Source organism: Nonomuraea sp. ZG12, assembly GCF_052068115.1.
Classification (GTDB): domain Bacteria; phylum Actinomycetota; class Actinomycetes; order Streptosporangiales; family Streptosporangiaceae; genus Nonomuraea.
In genome coordinates this window covers 91,677-111,517 of the sequence record NZ_JBQHCW010000030.1, presented here as the reverse complement: position 1 = coordinate 111,517, position 19,841 = coordinate 91,677, and the positions used below count along the sequence as shown (strand labels likewise).

Here is a 19,841-nt window from a genome sequence, read left to right as displayed (position 1 = left end):
ACGCCTGAGCAGGTCGCGATGCCAGCGCATGAGAGTGTCCGGGCGGACCAGCAGCACCAACTGCCGCAGCTTGTCCACGGGCAGACGGTGGAGCAGTCCTGAGAGCAGAAATCGGTCCTCCGGAGTGAATAGAGGTTTGGCCACCTGCCGCTGTAAGACCATCAGCTGATGCCGGAGCGCCAGGATCTCGATCTCCTTGTCACGATCGGCCATCGGTAGGAACCGCATGAACGAGAAGGTGTCCGTGACGGCCAGGTAGGCCAGGCGCAGCAGCACGATAGATCATCATCCCGTTCCCGGTGTGACCCCGCGACCTCCAGACGCGAATTGCATGATCGCCAGACAGTGCTGCGACCTGCACGGATGAATTCTCGGCACCCGCAGGGTCGCCCCATCGGCGTACCGGCGCACCTTCCGCGTCTCGGATCCGGCCGCGGGCGACATCAGGGAAGCATCAGGACCTGGGCGCTGAGAGGTCGTTCTCACGCAAGAGCGGGCCTGCCCTGCTGCTGAGACTTGCATGGTGCGAGATGCGGCACTGTGACGGACTCAGGACCCCTCGCCGAGCGACTCGGAGACATCCTGGTGGCGGCCCGCCTCGCGCAGGGCATCGGAGTCATACGTACCACCGACTGAGCTCAGCAGTGCGGCGGTCTTCTCAGCCGTGCGGGAGCCGCTGAAGCGGAAGTTCGCCCGATACCCGACCCGGTCGCCGGGGTGATGGCCCGCCGGATACGCGGGATACGTCGAGCCCCGCGTGACACGGACCGCGCTCCCTGCCGGAGTGAACCGCAGCCCGGGCAGCCGCACCGGCAGTGCATGAGCGGTGACCCGGACTCGTGGTGGCCGACCACCCCGGAGGCGCACTTAACGGGCATGGATCGCGGCGAGCAGGCGGGCCACCCTGCCGCTCGCCTCCGAGGGCCCGCCCGAGGTCAGCGCCGAGCCCATGCCGCAGGCGACCGCACCCGCCGCGATCCAATCGGGCGCGCTGTCCACGCTGATGCCGCCGGTGGGGACGAGCGGCGCCTGGGGAAGGGCGGCGCGTACGTCCCGCAGCCACGAGGGTGACCAGCCCGAGGCGGGGAAGAGCTTGAGCGCGTCCGCGCCCAGCTCCAGGCCACGCACGATCTCGGTGGGTGTGGCCACGCCGGGTATCACCGCCACCCCGTGGCGATGACCGGTCTGGATGACGTCGGCGTGCAGGCTGGGCGAGACCAGGAAACGGGCTCCCGCCTCGATCGCCGCGCGAGCAGCAGCCGCGTCGAGCACGGTACCGGCCCCGATCAGCGCGTCCCCGGACACGCTCCCAGCGATCTCGCGTATCGCCCTGAGCGCGTCGGGGGTAGTCAGCGCCACCTCGACCACCCGCAGCCCGGCGGCCAGCATGTCGCGCACGGTCTCGACCGCCTGCACCGGTGTCGCGGTCCTGACGATGCCGATCACCCGCTGCTCGGTGATCTGGCTCATGATCTCCCAGCGATACCTCATCGGTGTATTGCCTCCCCGCCGGTAATGAATCGGGACAACTGCCCGGAGGTAGGCAGCCCTTCGACGTCCGTGACCGATTGGACCACCATGGCCGCCACCGCCGCACCGTGGGTCAGCGCCTGTGAGGGGGCCAGACCGCGCAGCGTCGCCGACAGGAATCCTGCGGCGAAGGCGTCGCCCGCCCCGACCGGATCGGTGACGGGGACGTCGAACGCGGCTCGCGTCCAGTCGCCGCTCGCCGTCACTGCATTAGCCGATTTGTCGGCATTTTTTACTACCACAGTGCCGACGCCGGACTCCAGTAGGGAGGACACGGACTCGGCACGCGGCAGGCCGGTCAGGACCTCCAGCTCGTCGGCGCCGCTCAGCACCAGGTCGGCCTGGTTCAGGAGCGGACCCACGACGTGGCGCCAGCGCGCCGCGTCGCCGAGCTTGTAGCGGATGTTGGGGTCGAAGGACACGGTGAGGCCCTGCTGCCTGGCCAGGCGAAGTAGCCGTCCCGTCGCCGACGCGGCCTGCTCGGAGAGCATCGGCGTGATGCCCGTCAGGTGCAGCAGACGCGCGCCGGAGAGCACCGCCGGCGCCGGCCAGTCCGGTGCGAGATGGGCGGCCGCGGATCCTGCCCGGTGATACATCACGTCGATGGCGCGGGCGGGATGGCTGTCGCGCACCAGCAGGCCGGTGGGCCGGCCGGAGTCCACCTCCGCGTGGCTGAGATCGATGCCCTCAGCCCGTAGCTCCGCCATGACGCTCTCCCCTGCGGGGTCCGCGCCGACCCTGCCCAGCCACCGCACGGAGTGCCCCAGCCTGGCCAGTCCGACCGCGACGTTGCCCTCCGCCCCGGCGATCGAGGGGCGAAAGCTCCTGGCCCGAGCCAAGGGCACTCCCGGCTCGGCCACCATCAGCAGCATGACCTCTCCGCAGGTCACCACGTCTGTCACGATCACTCCTTCACGGCGCACAGGCCGGGCGGGCCGGTCCGCACGGTGTGGGCGAACAGCTCGGAGTCGAGCACGGGCTCGTAGCCGAGCTCCTCACGGGCGTTGCCGAGGTCGAACAGGCGGCGCGTATTCGCCGAGACCCCGAAGTAGACGCCGTAGCGCACCTCGGCCGCCAGCGCGCCGCGCACCAGCCGCCGCAGGTCGGCGGGTGCGAGCCACTCGGCCAGGTTGCCGGTCGTGGTGGGAGCGGGCAGGCACAGGCCCAACCGCAGGCACAGGACTGAGGTGCCGCTCGTCGCCGCGGCCGCGTAGCCGTACGCCTCGGCGAAGGCCTTGGTGGCGCCGTACCGGCAGCACGGCCTGGCCTGCCACGACGGTTCGACGATCACCTTGCCCGCCCTGACGTGGCCGCCCGCGACGTGGATCGACGTGGCCAGGACCACCTTGGCGACGCCCGCGGCCGCGGCGGCGTCGAGCAGGGTGGCGGCCGCGCCGACGTTCGGACCGCGCAGGTCGGCCCACAGGGCGGAGGGGACGGGGTTGGCGGCCAGGTGGATCACCGTGTCCACGCCGTCGACCGCGCGCGCCGCGAACGCCGGATCGGCCAGGTCGCCCGTGACGACCTCGGCAGGACCCCAGCCTGGTACGGCACGCCGGTCGGTCACCCGCAGGTCGAGCCCCTCCAGCCCGGGCCGGAGCTGGCCGGCCACGTTTCCGGCGGCGCCGGTGATCAGTACGGTGGTCACAGACACCTCACCAGTTCGTGAACGATCCGTCGTCGCGCCTGAAGCGCGGCGGCGGCCCCATCCCCGTCGGCGCGGAACGCCGAGCGGCGGGCAGATCGACCTCCACGCCAAGACCGGGCAGGTCGGAGGGGACCACCGCGCCGTTTCCGACGCGCGGGCCCACCAGGACCAGGTCGTCCCAGCCGTACGGCTTGGCCTGCTCCTGGAGGCTGACGTTGGGCAGGCTCAGGTTGAGGTGCGCTGAGGCGGCCGTGCAGACGGGGCCGAGCGGGTTGTGGGTGGCCACCCGGATGTGGTGGGCCTCGCACATGGCCGCGATCTTGCGGCCCTCGGTGAGACCGGTGTTGGCCAGGTCGATGCGCGCGTGGTCAACCAGGTCACCCTCGATCAGCGACCTGAATTCCCACTTGCTGGTGAGCTGCTCCCCCGCCGCCAGCGGCACGCCGGTGCGCGCGCGGAGCATCCGGTAAGACCCGAGGGCCTCGGCGCGCAGCGGATCCTCCACGAAGTACGGCCGCGCCGCCTCGACCTCGCGGCAGAACCAGAGCGCATCGGCGGGGTCAAGCCTGGTGTGCACGTCGACCAGGAGCTCGACCTCGTCGCCGAACTCCTCGCGAAGCCCGTGCAGCACTGTGAGGGTGCGCCGGACCGCGCGCCTGGGCTCGAACACCTGGCCGGGCCGGTCGTCCAAGCCGATGCGCAGGTGCGTCCAGCCGCGCTCAAGCAGCCCGCGCGCGTTGTCGACGAGCTCGGGCAGCTCCTCGCCGGGCAGATGGACGTAGGCGGGCACGTGGGCGCGCGACCTGCCGCCCAGCAGGTCGTACAGCGGCGCCCCGAGTGCCTTGCCTCGCAGGTCCCACAGCGCGATGTCCACGGCCGCGACGGCCGCCCCGACGTCGGAGCCCGCGGGGAAGAAGCCGCCGCGGTGCATGAGCTGCCACAGGTGCTCGATCCGAGTGGCGTCCTGGCCGACAACCAGGCCGGCCATGTCGCACAGCGCCCCGCGAATAGTCTCCGGCCGAGATCGCATGCCGATCTCGCCGAGTCCGTGCAGCCCTTCGTCGGTGTGCACGACGACGAGGAAGAAGGATCCGAAGGGCAGCGGTTCGATCTCGGTGATCCTCATGGCGTGCCCGCCCACGCGGCGGCGGGTGGGCCGCTGACTCCGGCGTCCATCGCGTACACTCTCCCGCTGCCCTCTGGCACGGGGTCCAGGCCCAGCCACGCGGTGGTGATCAGCAGTGTGCTGCCCGCGAAGCAGATCGCGGTCGGGCGCGGAACCGGCAACTCGACGGTGGCGAGCAGCCGCCCGTCGGGCGCGTATCGGCGCACGGCCGCCGCGTCCCACACCGCGACCCAGACACAGCCCTCGTCGTCGACGGCCAGGCCGTCGGGGTTGCCTCCGGCGACGTCGGCGACCACGCGCCGCCCGGTCAGCTCCCCGCCGACCACGTCGAAGGCCTCCAGCCGGCGGTGCGGGAGCGTGTCGATGTAGTACATGGTGGCGCCGTCTGCGGTGAACCCGATGCCGTTGGAGACGGTGACCGACTCCAGCACCCGCTCGACCGAGCCGTCCGCCGCGAGCCTGAACAGCGCCGCGGACGGCTCGCGCGGGAGCGCCTGCGAGCCCGCCCAGAATCTTCCGCCCGGATCGCAGACGCCGTCGTTCATCTGGTGGCCTCCCGCGACCAGACCGGACGCGATCGGGGTGACGCGCCCGTCCTGCGCCAGATGGGCGAAACCATCCTGTACGGCAAGCACCCACCCCGCCCCCGGTTCACGCAACGGCGCCAGAGCACCGACCCGCGCGCCCACCTGGTAGTCGGCGACGACCCGCAGGAAACCCGACTCCAGCCGCGCCCGGTGCACAGTGCCCGCCTTGATGTCGACCCACAGCACCTCGCCGGTACGCGGGTCGAGCCTGGGCGCCTCGCCTTGCTCGTAGGCGCACGCGGAGACGGCGTCAGCTCTTGACCGCACCGGCGATCCCCTCGACGAAAGTGCGCTGCAGAAACAGGAACACCACGATGATCGGGATGACCGCGACGCATGCGCCAGCGGCCAGGCCCGTCCAGTCGGTGGAGTTCTGACCGAAGAAGTTGTACATGCCCACGCCGAGCGTGCGCAGGTCGGGACGGCCCAGTGTGAACACCAGCGGGATGAAGAACGCGTTCCACGCGCTGATGAACTGCATCAGCGCCACCGTGCCGATCACCGGCTTGGCCAGCGGCAGCATGATGCGGAAGAACGTCCTGGGATACCCGGCTCCGTCCACCCTGGCCGCCTCCTCCAGCTCCTTCGGTATCCCGCCGAAGAACCCCATGAACAGCAGGACGGGCACCACCAGGGCGGGTCCCGCCTGCGCGAGGGTGGCGCCGAGCAGGCCGTTGTTCAGGCCGAGCCCGTTCACCAGCAGGAACGTCGGGATGATCGTGTAGCCGTGCGGGATGAACATCGTCACCACCAGGACGCCGACCAGCACCTTCTTGCCCGGCAGGCCCTTGCGGGCCAGGGCGTATCCGGCCAGCGCGGAGACGAGCACGACCAGCACGACGACCGTGACCGAGTAGGTGATGGTGTTCATCGTGTAGTCGCCGAACCGCGCGGTGGTCCAGGCGCGCGAGAAGTTCTCCCACGTCCAGTCCTCGGGGATGATCGACAGGCCGCCGAGCAGCATCTCGCGCTGCGACTTGAAGGCCGCCGAGATCATCCAGATGAACGGGTAGACCCAGACCAGGCAGAACGGGATGAGGAACAGGTGCCAGAGCTTGATCCGGTGCTTCACGCCGCACTCACCTTGTATCGGCTGCGCAGCAGCGGAGCCTGCATCAGCGTGATGGCCAGGGTCAGCAGGCCGAAGACCACGCCCGCAGCGCAGGCGAAGCCGTACCTCGGAGCCTGGATGAACGGGTCAAAGGCGTAACGGTAGATGTAGGTGGGCACCACGTCGGTGGAGAAGACCGGGCCGCCCTGCGTGGTGGCCTGCACCAGGTCGAAGGTGTTGAGGCTGCGCTGGAAGACCAGCAGCAGGATGACGATCGCGATGGGCGTCAGCATGGGTAGCGTCACATGACGCAGGGTCTGCCCTGGGCCGGCGCCGTCGATCCTGGCGGCTTCGTAGATGCTCTGCGGGACGGTCTGGAGGGCGGCGAGCCAGTAGATGAGGGTGATGCCGAAGCCCTTCCACAGGTCGATGCCCATGAGGGTGGGCAGCGCGGTGGTGGGTGAGCCGAGGAAGTTGACCGGCGCGTCGACCAGCCCGAGCGTCGTGAGGATGGTGTTGACGAACCCGCCCGCCGGGTCGAACAGCACCGCGAAGACGATGCCGATGACCGCCGTCGTGGCCACGACGGGCAGGAAGAGCGCGAGCCGGTACAGATTGCGGCCGCGCAGGCGCCGGTTGTTCAGCAGGATCGCGAACAGCAGCGCCAGCGGCATCTCTACGCAGATGGCGACCACGGAGAACAGGAAGGAGTGCCAGAACGACTGCCAGAACATCTCGTTTCCGAGCACCTCGCCGAAGTTGGCCAGGCCCACCCAGTCGGTCGCGGCGCCCACGCCGTCCCAGTCGAAGAAGGCGTACCACCAGCTCGCGATCATCGGCCAGATGGTGAACGCGCCGAACAGCAGCACCATCGGGACGAGGAAGGCGTAGCTCCAGGCGTGCTTCCTCATGGGGTCTGCTTGTACGGCTCGAGCGGGTTCCAGCTGGGGAAGGTGATGTCCTTCCTGGTGGCCTTGCCCGTCGCGACGACCTCGTCGATCAGCGCCTCGATCTTCTTGTCGATCTCCTCGGCGATCGGCAGGAACGGCTTGTCCTCCACGATGGCGGCGACGGCGGCGTCGATGTGGCGCAGCTCGGGCTTGGCTTCGCGGGCGGCCAGGATCGCCAGCCCGCCCTTGGTGACGAGCTTGGGGTTGGGCGCCAGACGCAGCGTCTCGTCGGCGACGTCGAGGATCGCCTTCTGGTCGGGGTTCTGCGCCGCCTTGTCCAGCCAGGCGCTCTCCAGCGCGGTGAACGTGCCGAACTGAGCGTAGTAGGCCTCGTGGAACGACTTGGAGGCCAGGAAGTCCATCACCTTCCACGTCTCCTTCGGGTGCTTGGACTGGGCCGACATGCCCCACAGCGGGCCGAAGGCCTGCGGCAGGGCGGTGTAGGCGCCGCGACCCGCGTCAGGGACGGGGATCGCCGAGACGCCCATCTCGATCTGGGGGTTGAGCTTGCGGATCTCGGCGACGTTCCACGGCGGGGTGGCGTACATGGCCAGCCGTCCGGCGGCGAACTCGGTGAACGCCCGGTTGCCGTCCCAACTCTCCCAGCCGGGCATCATCACCTTGGCCGTCTGCATCCTGCGATGCAGCTCCACAGCCTCGACCAGCCCGGGATCCGCTGTGGCCGCCTTGCCCGTGCGGAAGTCGATGCCGTGCCCGGTGACGGAGTAGGGGACGGCGGTGTTGGCCAGCATCTCCACCGCAAGCGCCTTGGCCGACTGGGGGGCGTAGCCGAAGACCTTGCCGCCGCCCTTCTTCGTGATGGCCGCGGTCATCTTCTCCAGCTCCGACCAGGTCTTGGGCGGGGCGTCGAAGCCGCTCTCCTTCAGCACGGCCTTGTTGTAGAGGAAGACCCGCAGTGCCGACCACTTGCCCCACACCAGCGGCAGGCTCATCAGCTTGCCGTCGTGGTGCAGCCCTGAGGAGGCGGGCTCCATGGAGCCCTCGGGGAAGCGGCTGAGGAACTCGGGCGTGACGTACTGGTCGAGCGGCGCCACCCACCCCCGCTCCAGCATCCGGTCCATGCCGTTGTCCTGGGCGCGGAACACGTCGGGCGCCTTGCCCTGCTGGAACATCAGTTCAATGGCGCTGAGCTGCTGGGCGCTGGGGTTCTCCACGACCTTGACGGTGATGCCGGGGTTGGCGGCCTGGAAGGCGTCGAACTGCTTGCGGTAGAACGCGCTGGCGCCCGGAGGGTCGGGGACCAGCGCCACGGTGACGGTGACCTTCGAACCAGATGAGGCGGCTTCCTCGCCCCCCGCGCCGATGAGGCTGCAGGCGGTGGTGCTCAGCGCGAGCGCCGAAGCGGCCGCCGCCCAGCGCAGAGCGCGTCGTGTACCGGTCATGGGTGGAGCTCCTTCGCGGGTGGGGGGAATGGTGCGTGCGGCGGACCGACGTAGCCGAGGCCGACGCTGATCGAGTCGGCGATCTCGATGGCGGCGCTGGCCAGCGCGGCCTCACGGTCGGCGAGGTCCAGCGTGGACAGTGGGCCGGAGATCGAGATGGCCGCCGTCACCAGGCCTGAGTGGTCGAGGATCGGGGCCGCGACACACGCGCGCCCCAGCGCCAACTCCTCGGTCTCGATGGCGTAGCCGCGCCGTGCCGCCTCGTCGAGGACGCGGTCGAGTTCGTCGTGCGTCGTGACGGTGAACGGCGTGTAGCGCGGCAGTTCTGGCAGCAGAGCACGGCGCTGGGCAGGGGCCAGGCCAAGCAGCAGGCATTTGCCCAGGCCGGTGGCGTGCAGGGGTTTGCGCTGGCCCATCAGCGCGAACGACTTGGGCGCGAGCCTGCCCTCGAAGTTGCACAGGTAGAACAGCGACTCATGGCGGCGCTCGGCGACGTTAACGCCCAGGCCCAGCAGCGCTGCCAGGTTCTGGGCCGCCTGCCGAGCCTGCCGGTGGACGGGATTCTGGTTGATCGCGATGCCGGCCAGCGTGATCAATCCTGGCCCGAGCCGGTACAGGGAGCTGACCGGGTCACGCTCGACGTACTCCAGCGACTCCAGCGTGGCCAGCAGCCTGGAGGCCGTGGACTGGCCGAGACCGGCGTGCCTGGCGACGTCGGAGACGCGCAGCGGATGGCCGCCAACGAAGGCGGACAGGATCGTTGCGACCTTCTCCACGCTCTGGGATGCCAACGCCCCTCCGAATCTTGAACGTTTCATGCACTATGTGGGAAGGTTACGCATATGTTGCATATCGTCAATCCTTGAGTGGATGCTCGATGCCGATTCGTGATGCCGAGGAGCCCTGTAGCGCATGAGCCATACCGTTCACGGCCTGGTCCCGATCCTGGCCACCCCCTTCCTCCCGGACGGGTCACTCGACCGGCCGAGCCTGCGCAGGCTGGTGGAGTTCCAGCTCGCCTCGGGCGTTGACGGCGTGGCCGTGTTCGGCATGGCCAGCGAGGGCTTCGCCCTGACCGCGGCCGAGCGGCGGACCATCCTGGCCGACGTCACTGAGACGGTCGGCGGGCAGGTCCCGGTGGTCGCCGGGGTCAACGGCACCTCGACGGTCACGGCGCTCGAACAGGCCCGCGAGGCGATCGGCGCAGACGCCCTTATGGTGCTGCCGCCGTTCATGGTGAAACCGGGGCCCGACCAGCTTCTTGACTTCTACGGTGAGCTCGGCGCCGTGGGATGCGAGGTGATGGTGCAGGACGCGCCCGGCATCACCGGCGTCGCGATGTCGCCCGCGTTGCTCGTCGAGCTGGGCAAGGTGCCCGGCGTCACCTCGGTGAAGATCGAATCGCCGCCCACGGTGCCCAAGGTAGGCGCCGTCAGCGGTGGGGACCTGGCCGTTCTCGGCGGGATGAACGCGCAGTTCGTCCTGGAGGAGTACGCGCGCGGAGCGGTCGGCACGATGCCCGCGTGCGAGTTCCCCGACCTGCTCGCGCCGATCCTGGCCGACTGGAACGCGGGCAGGCAGGGTCAGGCGCGCCAGGCGTTCGCGCGACTGCTGCCGCTCATCGTCCACGGGCTGCAGCCGGGCATCGCCTGGGCGGTGCACAAGCATGTGCTGGTACGGCGGGGCATCATCGACCACGCGATCGTGCGCTCCCCCGCCAAGCCGCTGGACGCGGCGGGCACCGCCCTTGTCGACGAGATTCTGGAGGTCCTGGTATGACCACCATCGAGCGCGTGGACGTCTACCCGCTCTCACTGCCCGGACAGGACGGCGCGCCGCGGACCTACCGCACCGCGCCGCCGTGGCTGAGCATCTACGGCAGCCGCCGCGAGACCCTGGTCGTGCGCATCGTGGCCGACGACGGCACGGTCGGCTGGGGCGAGGCCTTGGCGCCGGTGGCTCCCGAGGTCCCCGCGCGGGTCGTGTCGCAGCTATTCACACCGGTGCTCAACGGCACGAATCCGCTCGCCGTACGGCCCATCGTCGACAGGTTGCGTGACCTCATGCGCGAGCGCGGCCACCTCGGCGGGCACCAGGCCGACGCGCTCGCGGCGGTGGACATCGCGCTGTGGGACCTGGCGGGCAAGCTGACAGGGCAACCGGTCGTGCAACTTCTGGGCGGCGCCTACCGCGACTTCGTGCCCACTTACGTGTCCGGGCTGCCCGGCAGGAACGACGCCGAACGCGTGGCACAGGCCCGCGACTGGGTGGCGCGCGGGGTGCGGCAGGTGAAGGTCGGGCTCGGCTACGGGGTGCGGGCCGACATCGCCAGCGTCGCCGCGCTGTGTGCCGTACATGATGATCTTCGGGTGGCGGTGGACGTGCACGGCGTGTATGGCCTGGCGGACGCGATGCGACTGGGTCGCGCGCTGGTGGAGCTGGACGCCTGGTTCTTCGAGATGCCGCTGGCCTTCGAGGACGTGGCGGGGCATGCCGACCTGGCCGCCCGGCTGGACATTCCGGTGGCCACAGGGGAGAGCATGCGGCACCGCTTCGAGTTCCGCCCGTACGTCGAGGCACGGGCCGTGGGCGTGCTCCAGCCCGACATCGGGCGCACCGGCATCACCGAGGGGCTGGCCATCGCGCAGTACGCCGAGACGCACCACCTCCCGGTGGCGCCGCACCATTCGGCTGGGCTGGGCATCGCGGTGGCCGCAGGGCTGCACGTGAGCGCCGCGGCGGGCAACCTGCTCTCCTTCGAGTACCACCCGACGCTGTTCGCCGAGGCCAACCGCATCCTGGCCACACCGCTCGAACCGACCCCGACGGGCATGGCCCTCCCCCAGGGCCCCGGCCTCGGGGTCGAAGTGGACGTCGCTGAGGTCGAGAAGCTGGTGGCCACGTGAGGGTGCTGCTGGTCGGAGCCTCCACGCCCATCGGGCGGGCGATCGCCGAACGCTTCGCCTCCGGTGGCGCGCGGGTGGTGGGTGTCTCGCTGGAGAAGTCGGAGCACGACCTGCTGGCCGCCGACCTGGTGGCCGACTGCGCCGACTCTGCGCAGGCGGCTGCCGCGGTCGCCAAGGCTGTCGACGTGCTGGGCGGCCTCGACGTGCTGGTTCCCGCGGCGGGTGTGATGCCCATCGCCCGCGCCGACCGCACCACCGACGCCCAGTGGCGCGCCGCGTTCGCTGGATGCCTCGACACGTTCTTCTTCACCGCTCGGGCTGCCCTACCGCACCTAAGCGACGGCGGCGCGATCGTCGCGGTGTCGTCAGTGAACGCGTTTCTGGCCGCTCCCTGGGTGGCCGCGTACGCCGCTGCCAAGGGCGGGGTCGACGCGCTGGTCCGCCAGCTGGCGCTGGACTTCGCGGGCAGGGGCGTGCGGGTGAACTCCGTCGCCCCGGGGATGGTCGGCGGTGCGGCACTGCCCGGCAGTCATGGCGGCTACCCGATACGCCGCACCATCACCGCGGCCGAGGTGGCCGAGGCGGTCGCCTTCCTCGCGGGACCCGCCGCCTCCGGGATCACCGGGGTGGTGCTGCCGGTCGACGGTGGCCTGTCGATCGCCTCGCCCGCAGCCTTCGCCCGCGCCGACCTCAGAGCCAGACTGGACGACGATGGCTGAGGTGGAGATCGGCGGGCGTTTCGGCCGCCTGTACGGGTGGCTCGACTGGCCGGCGCGGCTGGTCGGGCTGAACCTGCTGTGGATGCTGGGCGTGCTGGCCGGACTGGTGGTCGGCGGGCTCGGACCCAGCACCTACGCCCTGTACGCGCTCCAGCGCGCCTACCTGCTCGGCCGCACGCCCCGGATGTGGCGTGACTTCTGGGCGCAGTGGCGGGCGCACCTGCTGTCCTCGCAACTCACCCTCGGTGTACCGCTGCTGACCGTCTGGGTGCTCGTTTTCTACTTGCTGGCCGCCCGTGGAACCCCCATGGTGTACGGCTGCGCCGTCGCGCTGGTCCTCTACCTCGCCACGCTGCTGCAACTGCCTGCCGTACTCGCGCATCTGGACCTGACGCCGATCAGGGCCTGGCGGATCACGCTGAAGGTCGCGTGGAAGCGTCCGGTGCCGACACTGGGCGTGGCGCTGCTCGTCGCCGTCCTCCTCGCGGGCGCGTGGGCCACGACGCCTGCCGCACTACCCTTGCTCGTCCCGGCGCTGCCCGCCCTGCTGGGCACCCTGGCCGCCCAGGCTGCGCTCAACCCGTCAGACCCGTCACCTTCGCGTGGTAGCCGAGTCCGGAGGAGATCTGGTCCGCGTATTCGATGACCGTCATCGCCAGCTCGTCCTGACGCTGCGCGAGGTTCATGGCCGACAGCGGGCCCGAGACCGACAGGGCGGCGACGATGTGGCCGGTCCTGTCCCTGATCGGCGCGGCCAGGCAGGCGCGGCCGAACGCCAGCTCCTCGATCTCGGTGGCGTATCCGCGCTGCCGGACCTCCTCCAGCACCGCCGTCAGCCCCTTGAGATCGGGGATCGTGTGCGGGGTGTAGCGGGCGTAGGCGGAGCCGATCAGCGCGCGAATCTCGTCCGTCGGCAGCTCGCTGATCAGCGCCTTGCCCATGCCCGTAGCGTGCAGCGGCCCGCCACGGCCGATCAGTGTCGTGGGCCGGGGGGCGCTCGGGCCTTCGAAATGGCACAGGTAGAACAGGCTGGAACCGTGGCGTTCCGCCACGTTGACGCCCAGGCCCAGGGCTCCTGCGAGGCTCTGGGCCGCCTGGCGCGACTGCTGGTGCACCGGCGTGTGGTTGAGTCCGATACCGGCCAGGGTGATCACCGTCGGCCCGACGGAGTAGAGACCGCTGCGCTCGTCGTGAGCCAGGTAGCCCAAGGCGACAAGCGCTCCCACCAGGCGTGACACCGTTGACTGGCCCAGCCCGGTGACGGCGACGAGCTCGGAGACGCGGCGGGCGGGGTACTCCTCGGTGAAGGCCGACAGCAGGGAGAGCGCGCGCTCGACACTCTGGGTGCCGCCTGCGGATTCACGAGCGGAAACGCGGGCCACCATGATCTTCCCCTGTCCCAAATCGCGGAATTGTCATCCACATTGTAGATGATGACGATGGCGATGATGCCTCTGTCATATGGATGAAACATCTGTTATACAGGTTTTCAATCTGAGAGGAGTGTCGATGTCCTTCCTTCGCCTCATGGTCTGTCTCTCTCTGACGGCCACCAGCGCCCTGCCCGCCAGCGCTGCGCCGCAGACCCTGGTCAAGACCGTGTTTGACACGGAATACCAGGAATCGGGCACGTGGCTGCCCGGCGCGCTGTCGGGGTTCGCCGGCGGTCAGGCCCGCTACACCAACAAAGCGGGCGACACCGCCACCTGGACGCTGAACGCGCCCAGGACGGGCGCCTACCAGGTCGACGTGTGGTACCCGCCCTTCCACACCAGCGCTCGCAACGCCGAGTACACGGTCACCCCGGGCGGCGGCACGTACGTCGTCGACCAGCGCGAGGGCGGCGGCTACTGGCGCCGCCTCGGTTCGGTGTCCGCGACGGCGGGACAGGCCGTCACGGTGAAGCTCACCGCAGGACCCGATGCCACCCCCGCCGAGCCGTTGGACGAGTACGCGCGCACCTACGCCGTGCGGCTGCGCCGGGGCGGACCGATCAACCCGCCACCGCGCAACGGCCCCGACCTCGGCGGCTACCGGCTGGCCTTCGCCGATGAGTTCACCAAGCCCATCGACTGGGCGAACGGCCCATGGGACCCGCGCACCGATGTCAGGGGCAACAGCTCCCAGCGGGCAGCCAATGTCCGCTTCGACCCCAATCTGGGCGCCGCCGTCATCGACCTGAAGGCGGAGACCGACCGCGGCAAGCTCTTCACCGGCGGCGGCCTGGTCTCCAAGAGCCTCATGCGCTACGGCTACTACGAGACCCGGGTCCGGATCAACAAGGGACCAGGCTGGCACCCTGCCTTCTGGTCCATGTGCGGCGGCGCCGACGGCGTCCACCGATGCCAGCTTGCCGAGATCGACGGCTTCGAGATCGACTCGATCAACCCGAGCCGAGTGATCCACAACGTCTTCGACCACCGCGCGCCGCGACGGCAGGTGACCAGCGGCTGGTACGACGTGGGCAGCGATCTGTCCCAGGGCTGGCACGTCTTCGGCTACGAGTACGACGAGGCGGGCGTCAGGTTCTTCGTCGACGGCAGGCAGCGCTCCTACCTGGCCTACCCGGCCGGCCCCTTCGTCCACGACCCGATGAAGGTGTGGCTCACGGCGGTCGCCTACAACGACTACCCCGACGTCAACCAACTCCCCGCCACCGTCGCCTTCGACTACTTCCGCTTCTATGAGAAGGATTCCTACGGCGACAACGACAACCCCACCGGGTACACCGAGAGCGGCCCGGGCTGGGCGAAGTCGTCTCTGCCGGGCTTCGGCGCGCTGACCTCGCGGCATTCCTGCGACCTCGGAGCCGCCGCGAGCTGGAAGGTGAAGGCGCAGGCCGCCGGCCGGTACACGGCCTCCATCTACCGGACGGGCGCGGAGGGCGGAGACATCCAGTCGCGGGTGAGGCTGAGCCGCGATGGAGTGCACGTGGCCGAACGCCGAATCGACTTCAGCACCCCCGGCGCCGACTGGGTCCCGCTCGGCCAGACCGACGCATCAGCGGGACAGGAGTTCACCTTCGACCTCGCGCGCGACGGCGCGGGCTGCATCCGTGCCGACGCCGTCAAACTCGTGCGCACCGGGACCGGCTGATGAGGAACCCCAGGTTGGGCGGTTACACTTCCCGTCTGCACCGACCAAAAGGTCGGCTATGAGTTACTTCCTTCCCTTCTGGAGTCCGATCTACGACCAGGTAGAGGACGGTCATGGGCTCGGCCGACCATTCTGATGAGCGTCAGGCGTTTGGTAGCTCTGGCGCGGGGGCTTGGGATTCGGCGATCCGCCCCCGACGCTCCGAGGAGCTCCTCGCGGGGCGACTGCCCGCATCGGCGTGACGGGCACGGCGCGCATGGGATACCTCCGCTGCCCCACCGCGTCCGAAGGGCGCACCATCGGCTCCGCCATCCTCGCGACCCGGCCACCAAGCCCGAATGGCCGCCTCGAGGCTTCCTGCGGCGCGTCTTCTGGGTCAAACCCCATACCGCTCCGAAGACCCGAGCGGCATCTACGCCCATGACTGCCCCACCGAAGCCGTCGACCCGCGCACGGTTGCCCCCGGCCAGGAGGGCTATGTCACCATCAGGGCGCGCGGGCGCTCCGAGGCCGGCAGATAGCTCAGCCGTGACGTCTGTATGCATGTAGCGCCGAGAGTGGAGGCGGCGGCCAGAAGGGGCGTACAACCGGGAGGGTGAGCAGGCGACGCTGCGCCTGGCGCTCGTGCCCGAACCTGCTGCCGCGCCCAGCGCCGCGGCGGCGCCGGTTCTGCAGCCCCGCGTGCGTGGCGAGCACCATCCACCGCGAGCGCGCCCGTGAGCTGATGAAGGCGCAAGGAGGGTTCGCCGCCGCGTCGGCCGACCTGATACTGGGCTTCGTCGAGTACAGCGGCGACGCCGCGACCGGCGACGACGACTACGCCGACCAGGACTGGTCGGCGCTGATGCGGGTCTGGCCGGACGTGGAGCAGGCCACCGGACACCCCCGCGCAGCTACGCCGAATGGGCCCGCGACCACCTCGCCGGCTTCCGCTGACCATCACCGACCTGCCTGGGCGTCCCCTCCCCTCGAACGGGACGCCCGCCTCCGCACAGTATGGGAACCCCTTTGACGACCGACACCCTGACGCCGCCGGCGACACAGCCCACGCCCTACCGGTGGCGGTGGCCGGCTCTGGCGGCGATCCTCACTGGCTCGGTGATGGAAATGCTGGACTCCACCGTCACCAGCATCGCCGGCCCCACCATCCGGGCCGACCTCGGCGGCGGCGCCTCCCTGATTCAATGGCTCGGGGTGGCCTACACTCTGGCCATGACCGCCGGCCTGCTGGTCGGCGGCAGGCCGGGCGACATCGCCGGTCGAAAACGCATGTTCCTCATCGGTGCCGGCGGTTCATGGCCGGCTCCCTCCTGTGCGCGATCGCGACCGGGCCGGAGATAGTGATCGCCGCTCGCGCGATGCAGGGTTCGGGGCCTGCATGATCCCCCAAGGGCTCGGCATGCTGAAAGAGGTCTTCCCCGCCCAGGGATCAACCTGCCCATCGGCCTGGCGGTCCTCATCGCCGCGTCGCGTTCCTGCCCGCAGGCCGACCGGTCTCAGAAGTTCGGCTCGATCTGCCCGGCGCGGTCCTCGCCTCCTGCGGAGCACTGCTGCTGATCTTCCCGCTGGTTCAGGGCCGCGAGTACGGACTGGCCCGCCTGGACTTTTGCGATGATGGCGGCCTCCGTCGCGGTGTTCACCGCCTTCGGATGGCACGAGGTGCGCAAGCACCGTGGTGGCGGTGACCCGCTGATCATGCCCGGCCTGTTCCGCAAGCGAGCCTTCCTCGGCGGCATCGTCACCGGGACGATCTACTTCGCCGCCATCTCCGGGTTCGGCCTGGTCTTCAATCTGCACCTCCAACTTGGCCTCGGCCTCAGCCCGCTGCGGGCCGCGGTGGCGGAGCGGGCCGAGGACTGGCCGGCCTGCGCGGCTCGGGAGCTACCTCCCTTCCGGGGCGTGCCAGTTGTGTGGCGCGCGTTTGAGGGAGTACGCCGCCTCCGGCAGGTCGTCCCGGACGCGGATCATCCAGCGGGCGAGGTCGGTCGTGAGGGCGGCGCGGATCTCGGCGAGCGCCGGATCGTCGTACCGGTTGTCCAGCTCCGCCGGGTCGGCCTCCAGGTCGTAGAGCTCGCCGACGCCGCGCTCGTCCAGGAGCAGCTTCCAGCGCTCGCGCCGGAGCATCACCGTCGTGCCGGCCTGGGTGACGGTGTTGAGCTCGTCGAAGGTGCGGCCTTCGTACGGGAAGTGCAGCGGAGGGCGCTCGTCGACGCCGTAGGACAGCCCGCCGAACCCGCGTTCGCCGTACCCGGTGGCGAACTCCTCGGCCGGGTACTGAGCGCCGGTGAGCAGGGGCCACAGGCTGCGGCCCTGGACGCCGAGCGGGATCTCGGCGTCGAGGGCGTCGCAGATCGTCGGTAACAGATCGGCGAGCGAGACGAAGTCGGTGCGGTTGACCGAAGACCGCACGCCCGGCCCGGCCATGGCGAACGGGATGCGCATCAGGCACTCGGGCATGCCGGCGCCCTTGCGCTGCAAGCCGTAGTCGCCGACGTAGTCGCCGTGGTCGGCCATGAAGAACACCAGCGTATCCGTGTCCCGCCCGGTCTCACGCAGGTGAGTGAAGAACCGGCGGAGCTGGTCGTCGATGAGCCGCAGCATGCCGCAGTAGTTGGCGCGGTAGCGCCGCCACTCGGCGTCGTAGCCGGGCCGTTTCTCCTCGATCAGCTCGCGCAGCCAGGCGTACATGCCGCCCTTGCGCGCGGCGCCTTCAGGGCCTGCGAGCCGTTCCGGCATCTCTTCGGGGGCGAACAGGCTGAAGTACGGCTCCGGCACCTGGTACGGGTTGTGCGGTTCGGGAAACGACAACCAGGTGAAGAACGACCGGTCGGCGGGGGTCCGATCGATGGCGTCGATCGCGCCGTCCACGATCCGGTACGGGAACTGGCACTCCACCGGGAACGGCGTCGGCTCGTGCCCGACCGAGTGGTCCAGCTCGGCCAGCCACCGCTCGAAACGGGCCTGCTCGGGCGTCGCCGCGCCGTCCGGGCCGCGATCATGCCAGTACGGTGCCGCGAACGTGTCGAAGTCGGCCCGCTCGCGGTGGAAGTGCGTCTTGCCCGCCAGGTGCAGCGCGTACCCGGCGTCGCGGAGTACGTCCACCAGGTCGGCCCCGCGCAGCACGTGCCGGGCGGCGCTGTTCTGTCGGACGCGGTGCGCGGACGGGTAGCGCCCGGTGAGCAGGCTGATCCGGGCAGGCACGCACAGCGGCGAGGTGGTGTACGCCCGCCGGAACCGCGTCCCGCTGCCCATCAGCCCGTCGAGGAAGGGCATGGTGTCCAGAGGGAAGCCGCTCGCGGCCGTCCAGTCGGCCCGCTGCTGATCGGTCATGATCAGCACGATGTTGGGTCGGTTCACGGTGCTCCGTCAGCGCTCGGCGTACATCGGCTTGGTGTAGTCCGTCCGCGGCTTCCAGTTGGGGAAGGCGTAGTCGTCCAGGCTGACCTGCGCGCCCTTGGCCTTGGCCGCCGCGATCGCCGCGTCGCGCTGCCTGGCGCTGTCGCTGGACAGCTTGGTCAGCGCCGCGCGCACGTCGGTGACGTCGCCGGTGAGCGCGCCCTGCACGATGTCCCCGAAGGTGGGGGTGACCGGTTTGGTGGCGATCTGCACCTGCTGGAGGTCCTTGTTGCCGGCGATCGGCTCGGGGGCCAGAAAGACGCTCTCCTTGAACCAGCCGATCAGCTTCTTGTAGGCAGGGTGCGCCTGGGACTGGTCGACGACGGAGATGTCGCGCGGCGGCTGCGACATGGTGTCGGCGACCCGGCGCGAGTACTCCTCCGTGGTGAAGTGCTCGCTCAGCAGCTTGCTCGCCAGCGCGGCGTTCTTGCTCGTCGAGGACAACCAGTAGTCCCCGGGCTGCGGCACATGGTAGGTGGCCACGTCGGTACCGGCCTCCGGCGTCAGGATCGGTCCCACGCCGAGCTTGTCCGCGAAGTCGGGCGTCGCCTTCAGTGCCACGCCGGGGCACCAGGGGCCGTCGAAGTAGTACGCCGCGATCCCGGCCGTCCACCGGGCTCGGGCCACGTCGTCCAGCCAGGAGTTCGCCCCGGGCACCAGCACCTTGTCCCGGCTCAGCGAGACCAGGAACTCGATCACGTCGAGGTACTCGTCGGAGTGGAAGGCGAACTCGCCGTTGTCGTAGCGGACGCCGCCGGCCCCGGCGAACCCGGCCGCCTGCGCCAGGTCGTTGACCTGCTCGGCCAGCCGTATCGGCATTCCGATGTTCCACACCCAGCCGTACGTCTGGCCGCTGCCCTTGCTCTGCACCGCGCGCGCCGCGGCCCGGAACTCGTCGTACGTCTTCGGCGGCGCCTCCGGATCCAGCCCGGCACGCGCGACCAGCTCCTTGTTGAACCACGTCACCGCGGAGTAGGTCTGGTGGCTGAAGATGGGGAAGGCGTAGATCTTGCCGTCGAACAGGTGCAGGCCCTCGATGAGCGAGTCCTGGACCCGGGCCTTCGCCTCGGCGCTGAGCTCCAGCGGCTGCGACCATCCGGCGGCGACGAGCGCCGCGGCGGGCAGCGTGAGCCCGGCGTTGCTGCGCAGGTCGGGGAGCTGGTTGCTCTGTTTGGCCAGTTGCAGCGCCTGGCCCAGCTTCGCGGGGTTGTAGTACGTGTACTGGACGGGGGCGCCGCCGGGGCTCTTGGCGAACTGGGCGAAGATTTCCTTCTTCGCCGACTGGAGCTGGTTCTGGTGGTCCCACCAGGTCAGCGAGTTACCACCACCAGCACTGTCGCTCCCACCGCACGCACTGGTCGCGGCCACGGCCGTCAGGGCACCCGCCGCGGCGAGGAACCCTCGCCGAGTCATCGCGGTCATCGGTCCT

The 19,841-nt window shown here is 70.0% G+C and carries 22 protein-coding genes; 8 read left to right on the top strand and 14 right to left on the bottom strand.

Going from position 1 to position 19,841, the window contains the following annotated elements:
• The 10 genes from ACTMTF_RS43200 to ACTMTF_RS43155 form a co-directional block, all read right to left on the bottom strand.
• The coding region (locus tag ACTMTF_RS43200; protein ID WP_441115908.1) for a hypothetical protein at positions 1 to 276 on the bottom strand (276 nt) is incomplete at its 3' end.
• 591 nt (positions 277 to 867) lie between these two features.
• Positions 868 to 1,491, bottom strand: coding sequence for a bifunctional 4-hydroxy-2-oxoglutarate aldolase/2-dehydro-3-deoxy-phosphogluconate aldolase (locus ACTMTF_RS43195; protein WP_441115907.1), 624 nt, complete (start codon positions 1,489 to 1,491; stop codon positions 868 to 870).
• Positions 1,488 to 2,432 carry a sugar kinase gene (locus tag ACTMTF_RS43190; protein ID WP_441115906.1) on the bottom strand — a complete coding sequence of 315 codons (945 nt, stop codon included), beginning with the start codon at positions 2,430 to 2,432 and terminating at the stop codon, positions 1,488 to 1,490. Before ACTMTF_RS43190 ends, ACTMTF_RS43195 begins: the two co-directional genes overlap by 4 nt.
• A gap of 2 nt (positions 2,433 to 2,434) precedes the next feature.
• Positions 2,435 to 3,178: an NAD-dependent epimerase/dehydratase family protein gene (locus ACTMTF_RS43185; RefSeq protein WP_441115905.1), complete on the bottom strand. Its 744-nt coding sequence runs from the start codon at positions 3,176 to 3,178 to the stop codon at positions 2,435 to 2,437.
• Between the two features lie 7 nt (positions 3,179 to 3,185).
• The gene (locus ACTMTF_RS43180) at positions 3,186 to 4,304 is read right to left on the bottom strand and encodes a mandelate racemase/muconate lactonizing enzyme family protein (RefSeq protein ID WP_441115904.1); all 1,119 of its coding nucleotides are present in this window, start codon (positions 4,302 to 4,304) and stop codon (positions 3,186 to 3,188) included.
• Positions 4,301 to 5,158, bottom strand: coding sequence for an SMP-30/gluconolactonase/LRE family protein (locus ACTMTF_RS43175; RefSeq protein ID WP_441115903.1), 858 nt, complete (start codon positions 5,156 to 5,158; stop codon positions 4,301 to 4,303). Before ACTMTF_RS43175 ends, ACTMTF_RS43180 begins: the two co-directional genes overlap by 4 nt.
• Entirely contained in the window at positions 5,142 to 5,963 is an 822-nt protein-coding gene (locus ACTMTF_RS43170; protein WP_441115902.1) for a carbohydrate ABC transporter permease, read from the bottom strand. Before ACTMTF_RS43170 ends, ACTMTF_RS43175 begins: the two co-directional genes overlap by 17 nt.
• On the bottom strand, positions 5,960 to 6,853 hold the full coding sequence (locus tag ACTMTF_RS43165; protein ID WP_441115901.1) for a carbohydrate ABC transporter permease: 894 nt from the start codon (positions 6,851 to 6,853) through the stop codon (positions 5,960 to 5,962). The genes ACTMTF_RS43170 and ACTMTF_RS43165 overlap by 4 nt, the downstream gene beginning before the upstream one ends.
• Positions 6,850 to 8,295: an ABC transporter substrate-binding protein gene (locus tag ACTMTF_RS43160; protein ID WP_441115900.1), complete on the bottom strand. Its 1,446-nt coding sequence runs from the start codon at positions 8,293 to 8,295 to the stop codon at positions 6,850 to 6,852. The genes ACTMTF_RS43165 and ACTMTF_RS43160 overlap by 4 nt, the downstream gene beginning before the upstream one ends.
• A complete protein-coding gene (locus tag ACTMTF_RS43155) occupies positions 8,292 to 9,071 on the bottom strand; it encodes an IclR family transcriptional regulator (protein ID WP_441115899.1) in 780 nt (259 codons plus the stop codon). Before ACTMTF_RS43155 ends, ACTMTF_RS43160 begins: the two co-directional genes overlap by 4 nt.
• Positions 9,072 to 9,207: 136 nt before the next feature.
• On the opposite strand from ACTMTF_RS43155, the gene ACTMTF_RS43150 reads away from it, so the two are divergent.
• From ACTMTF_RS43150 to ACTMTF_RS43135, 4 genes are read left to right on the top strand one after another with little or no spacing between them, the layout of a single operon-like run.
• Complete coding sequence (locus ACTMTF_RS43150; protein WP_441115898.1) at positions 9,208 to 10,074, top strand: dihydrodipicolinate synthase family protein; 867 nt, start codon at positions 9,208 to 9,210, stop codon at positions 10,072 to 10,074.
• Complete coding sequence (locus tag ACTMTF_RS43145) at positions 10,071 to 11,201, top strand: mandelate racemase/muconate lactonizing enzyme family protein (protein ID WP_441115897.1); 1,131 nt, start codon at positions 10,071 to 10,073, stop codon at positions 11,199 to 11,201. Before ACTMTF_RS43150 ends, ACTMTF_RS43145 begins: the two co-directional genes overlap by 4 nt.
• The gene (locus tag ACTMTF_RS43140; protein ID WP_441115896.1) at positions 11,198 to 11,920 is read left to right on the top strand and encodes an SDR family NAD(P)-dependent oxidoreductase; all 723 of its coding nucleotides are present in this window, start codon (positions 11,198 to 11,200) and stop codon (positions 11,918 to 11,920) included. Before ACTMTF_RS43145 ends, ACTMTF_RS43140 begins: the two co-directional genes overlap by 4 nt.
• The gene (locus ACTMTF_RS43135) at positions 11,913 to 12,566 is read left to right on the top strand and encodes a YesL family protein (protein WP_441115895.1); all 654 of its coding nucleotides are present in this window, start codon (positions 11,913 to 11,915) and stop codon (positions 12,564 to 12,566) included. The genes ACTMTF_RS43140 and ACTMTF_RS43135 overlap by 8 nt, the downstream gene beginning before the upstream one ends.
• Here ACTMTF_RS43135 and ACTMTF_RS43130 read toward each other — a convergent pair.
• Complete coding sequence (locus ACTMTF_RS43130; RefSeq protein ID WP_441115894.1) at positions 12,496 to 13,305, bottom strand: IclR family transcriptional regulator; 810 nt, start codon at positions 13,303 to 13,305, stop codon at positions 12,496 to 12,498. The genes ACTMTF_RS43135 and ACTMTF_RS43130 overlap by 71 nt on opposite strands.
• A gap of 124 nt (positions 13,306 to 13,429) precedes the next feature.
• On the opposite strand from ACTMTF_RS43130, the gene ACTMTF_RS43125 reads away from it, so the two are divergent.
• The 4 genes from ACTMTF_RS43125 (at position 13,430) to ACTMTF_RS43110 (ending at position 16,357) form a co-directional block, all read left to right on the top strand.
• Positions 13,430 to 15,016 (top strand): golvesin C-terminal-like domain-containing protein, encoded by a 1,587-nt coding sequence (locus ACTMTF_RS43125; RefSeq protein WP_441115893.1) that lies wholly within the window; start codon positions 13,430 to 13,432, stop codon positions 15,014 to 15,016.
• 338 nt (positions 15,017 to 15,354) lie between these two features.
• Positions 15,355 to 15,537 (top strand): DUF6009 family protein, encoded by a 183-nt coding sequence (locus tag ACTMTF_RS43120; RefSeq protein WP_441115892.1) that lies wholly within the window; start codon positions 15,355 to 15,357, stop codon positions 15,535 to 15,537.
• Positions 15,538 to 15,701: 164 nt separating this feature from the next.
• On the top strand, positions 15,702 to 16,028 hold the full coding sequence (locus ACTMTF_RS43115; RefSeq protein WP_441115891.1) for a hypothetical protein: 327 nt from the start codon (positions 15,702 to 15,704) through the stop codon (positions 16,026 to 16,028).
• Positions 16,025 to 16,357, top strand: coding sequence for an MFS transporter (locus ACTMTF_RS43110; protein WP_441115890.1), 333 nt, complete (start codon positions 16,025 to 16,027; stop codon positions 16,355 to 16,357). The genes ACTMTF_RS43115 and ACTMTF_RS43110 overlap by 4 nt, the downstream gene beginning before the upstream one ends.
• Before the next feature lie 155 nt (positions 16,358 to 16,512).
• On the opposite strand, the gene ACTMTF_RS43105 is transcribed toward ACTMTF_RS43110, so the two are convergent.
• From ACTMTF_RS43105 to ACTMTF_RS43095, 3 genes are all read right to left on the bottom strand, one after another.
• A complete protein-coding gene (locus ACTMTF_RS43105) occupies positions 16,513 to 16,656 on the bottom strand; it encodes a hypothetical protein (RefSeq protein ID WP_441115889.1) in 144 nt (47 codons plus the stop codon).
• A gap of 241 nt (positions 16,657 to 16,897) precedes the next feature.
• On the bottom strand, positions 16,898 to 18,373 hold the full coding sequence (locus ACTMTF_RS43100) for a sulfatase-like hydrolase/transferase (RefSeq protein ID WP_441115888.1): 1,476 nt from the start codon (positions 18,371 to 18,373) through the stop codon (positions 16,898 to 16,900).
• Between the two features lie 9 nt (positions 18,374 to 18,382).
• Complete coding sequence (locus ACTMTF_RS43095) at positions 18,383 to 19,834, bottom strand: ABC transporter substrate-binding protein (RefSeq protein WP_441115887.1); 1,452 nt, start codon at positions 19,832 to 19,834, stop codon at positions 18,383 to 18,385.
• Positions 19,835 to 19,841: the final 7 nt, after the last annotated feature.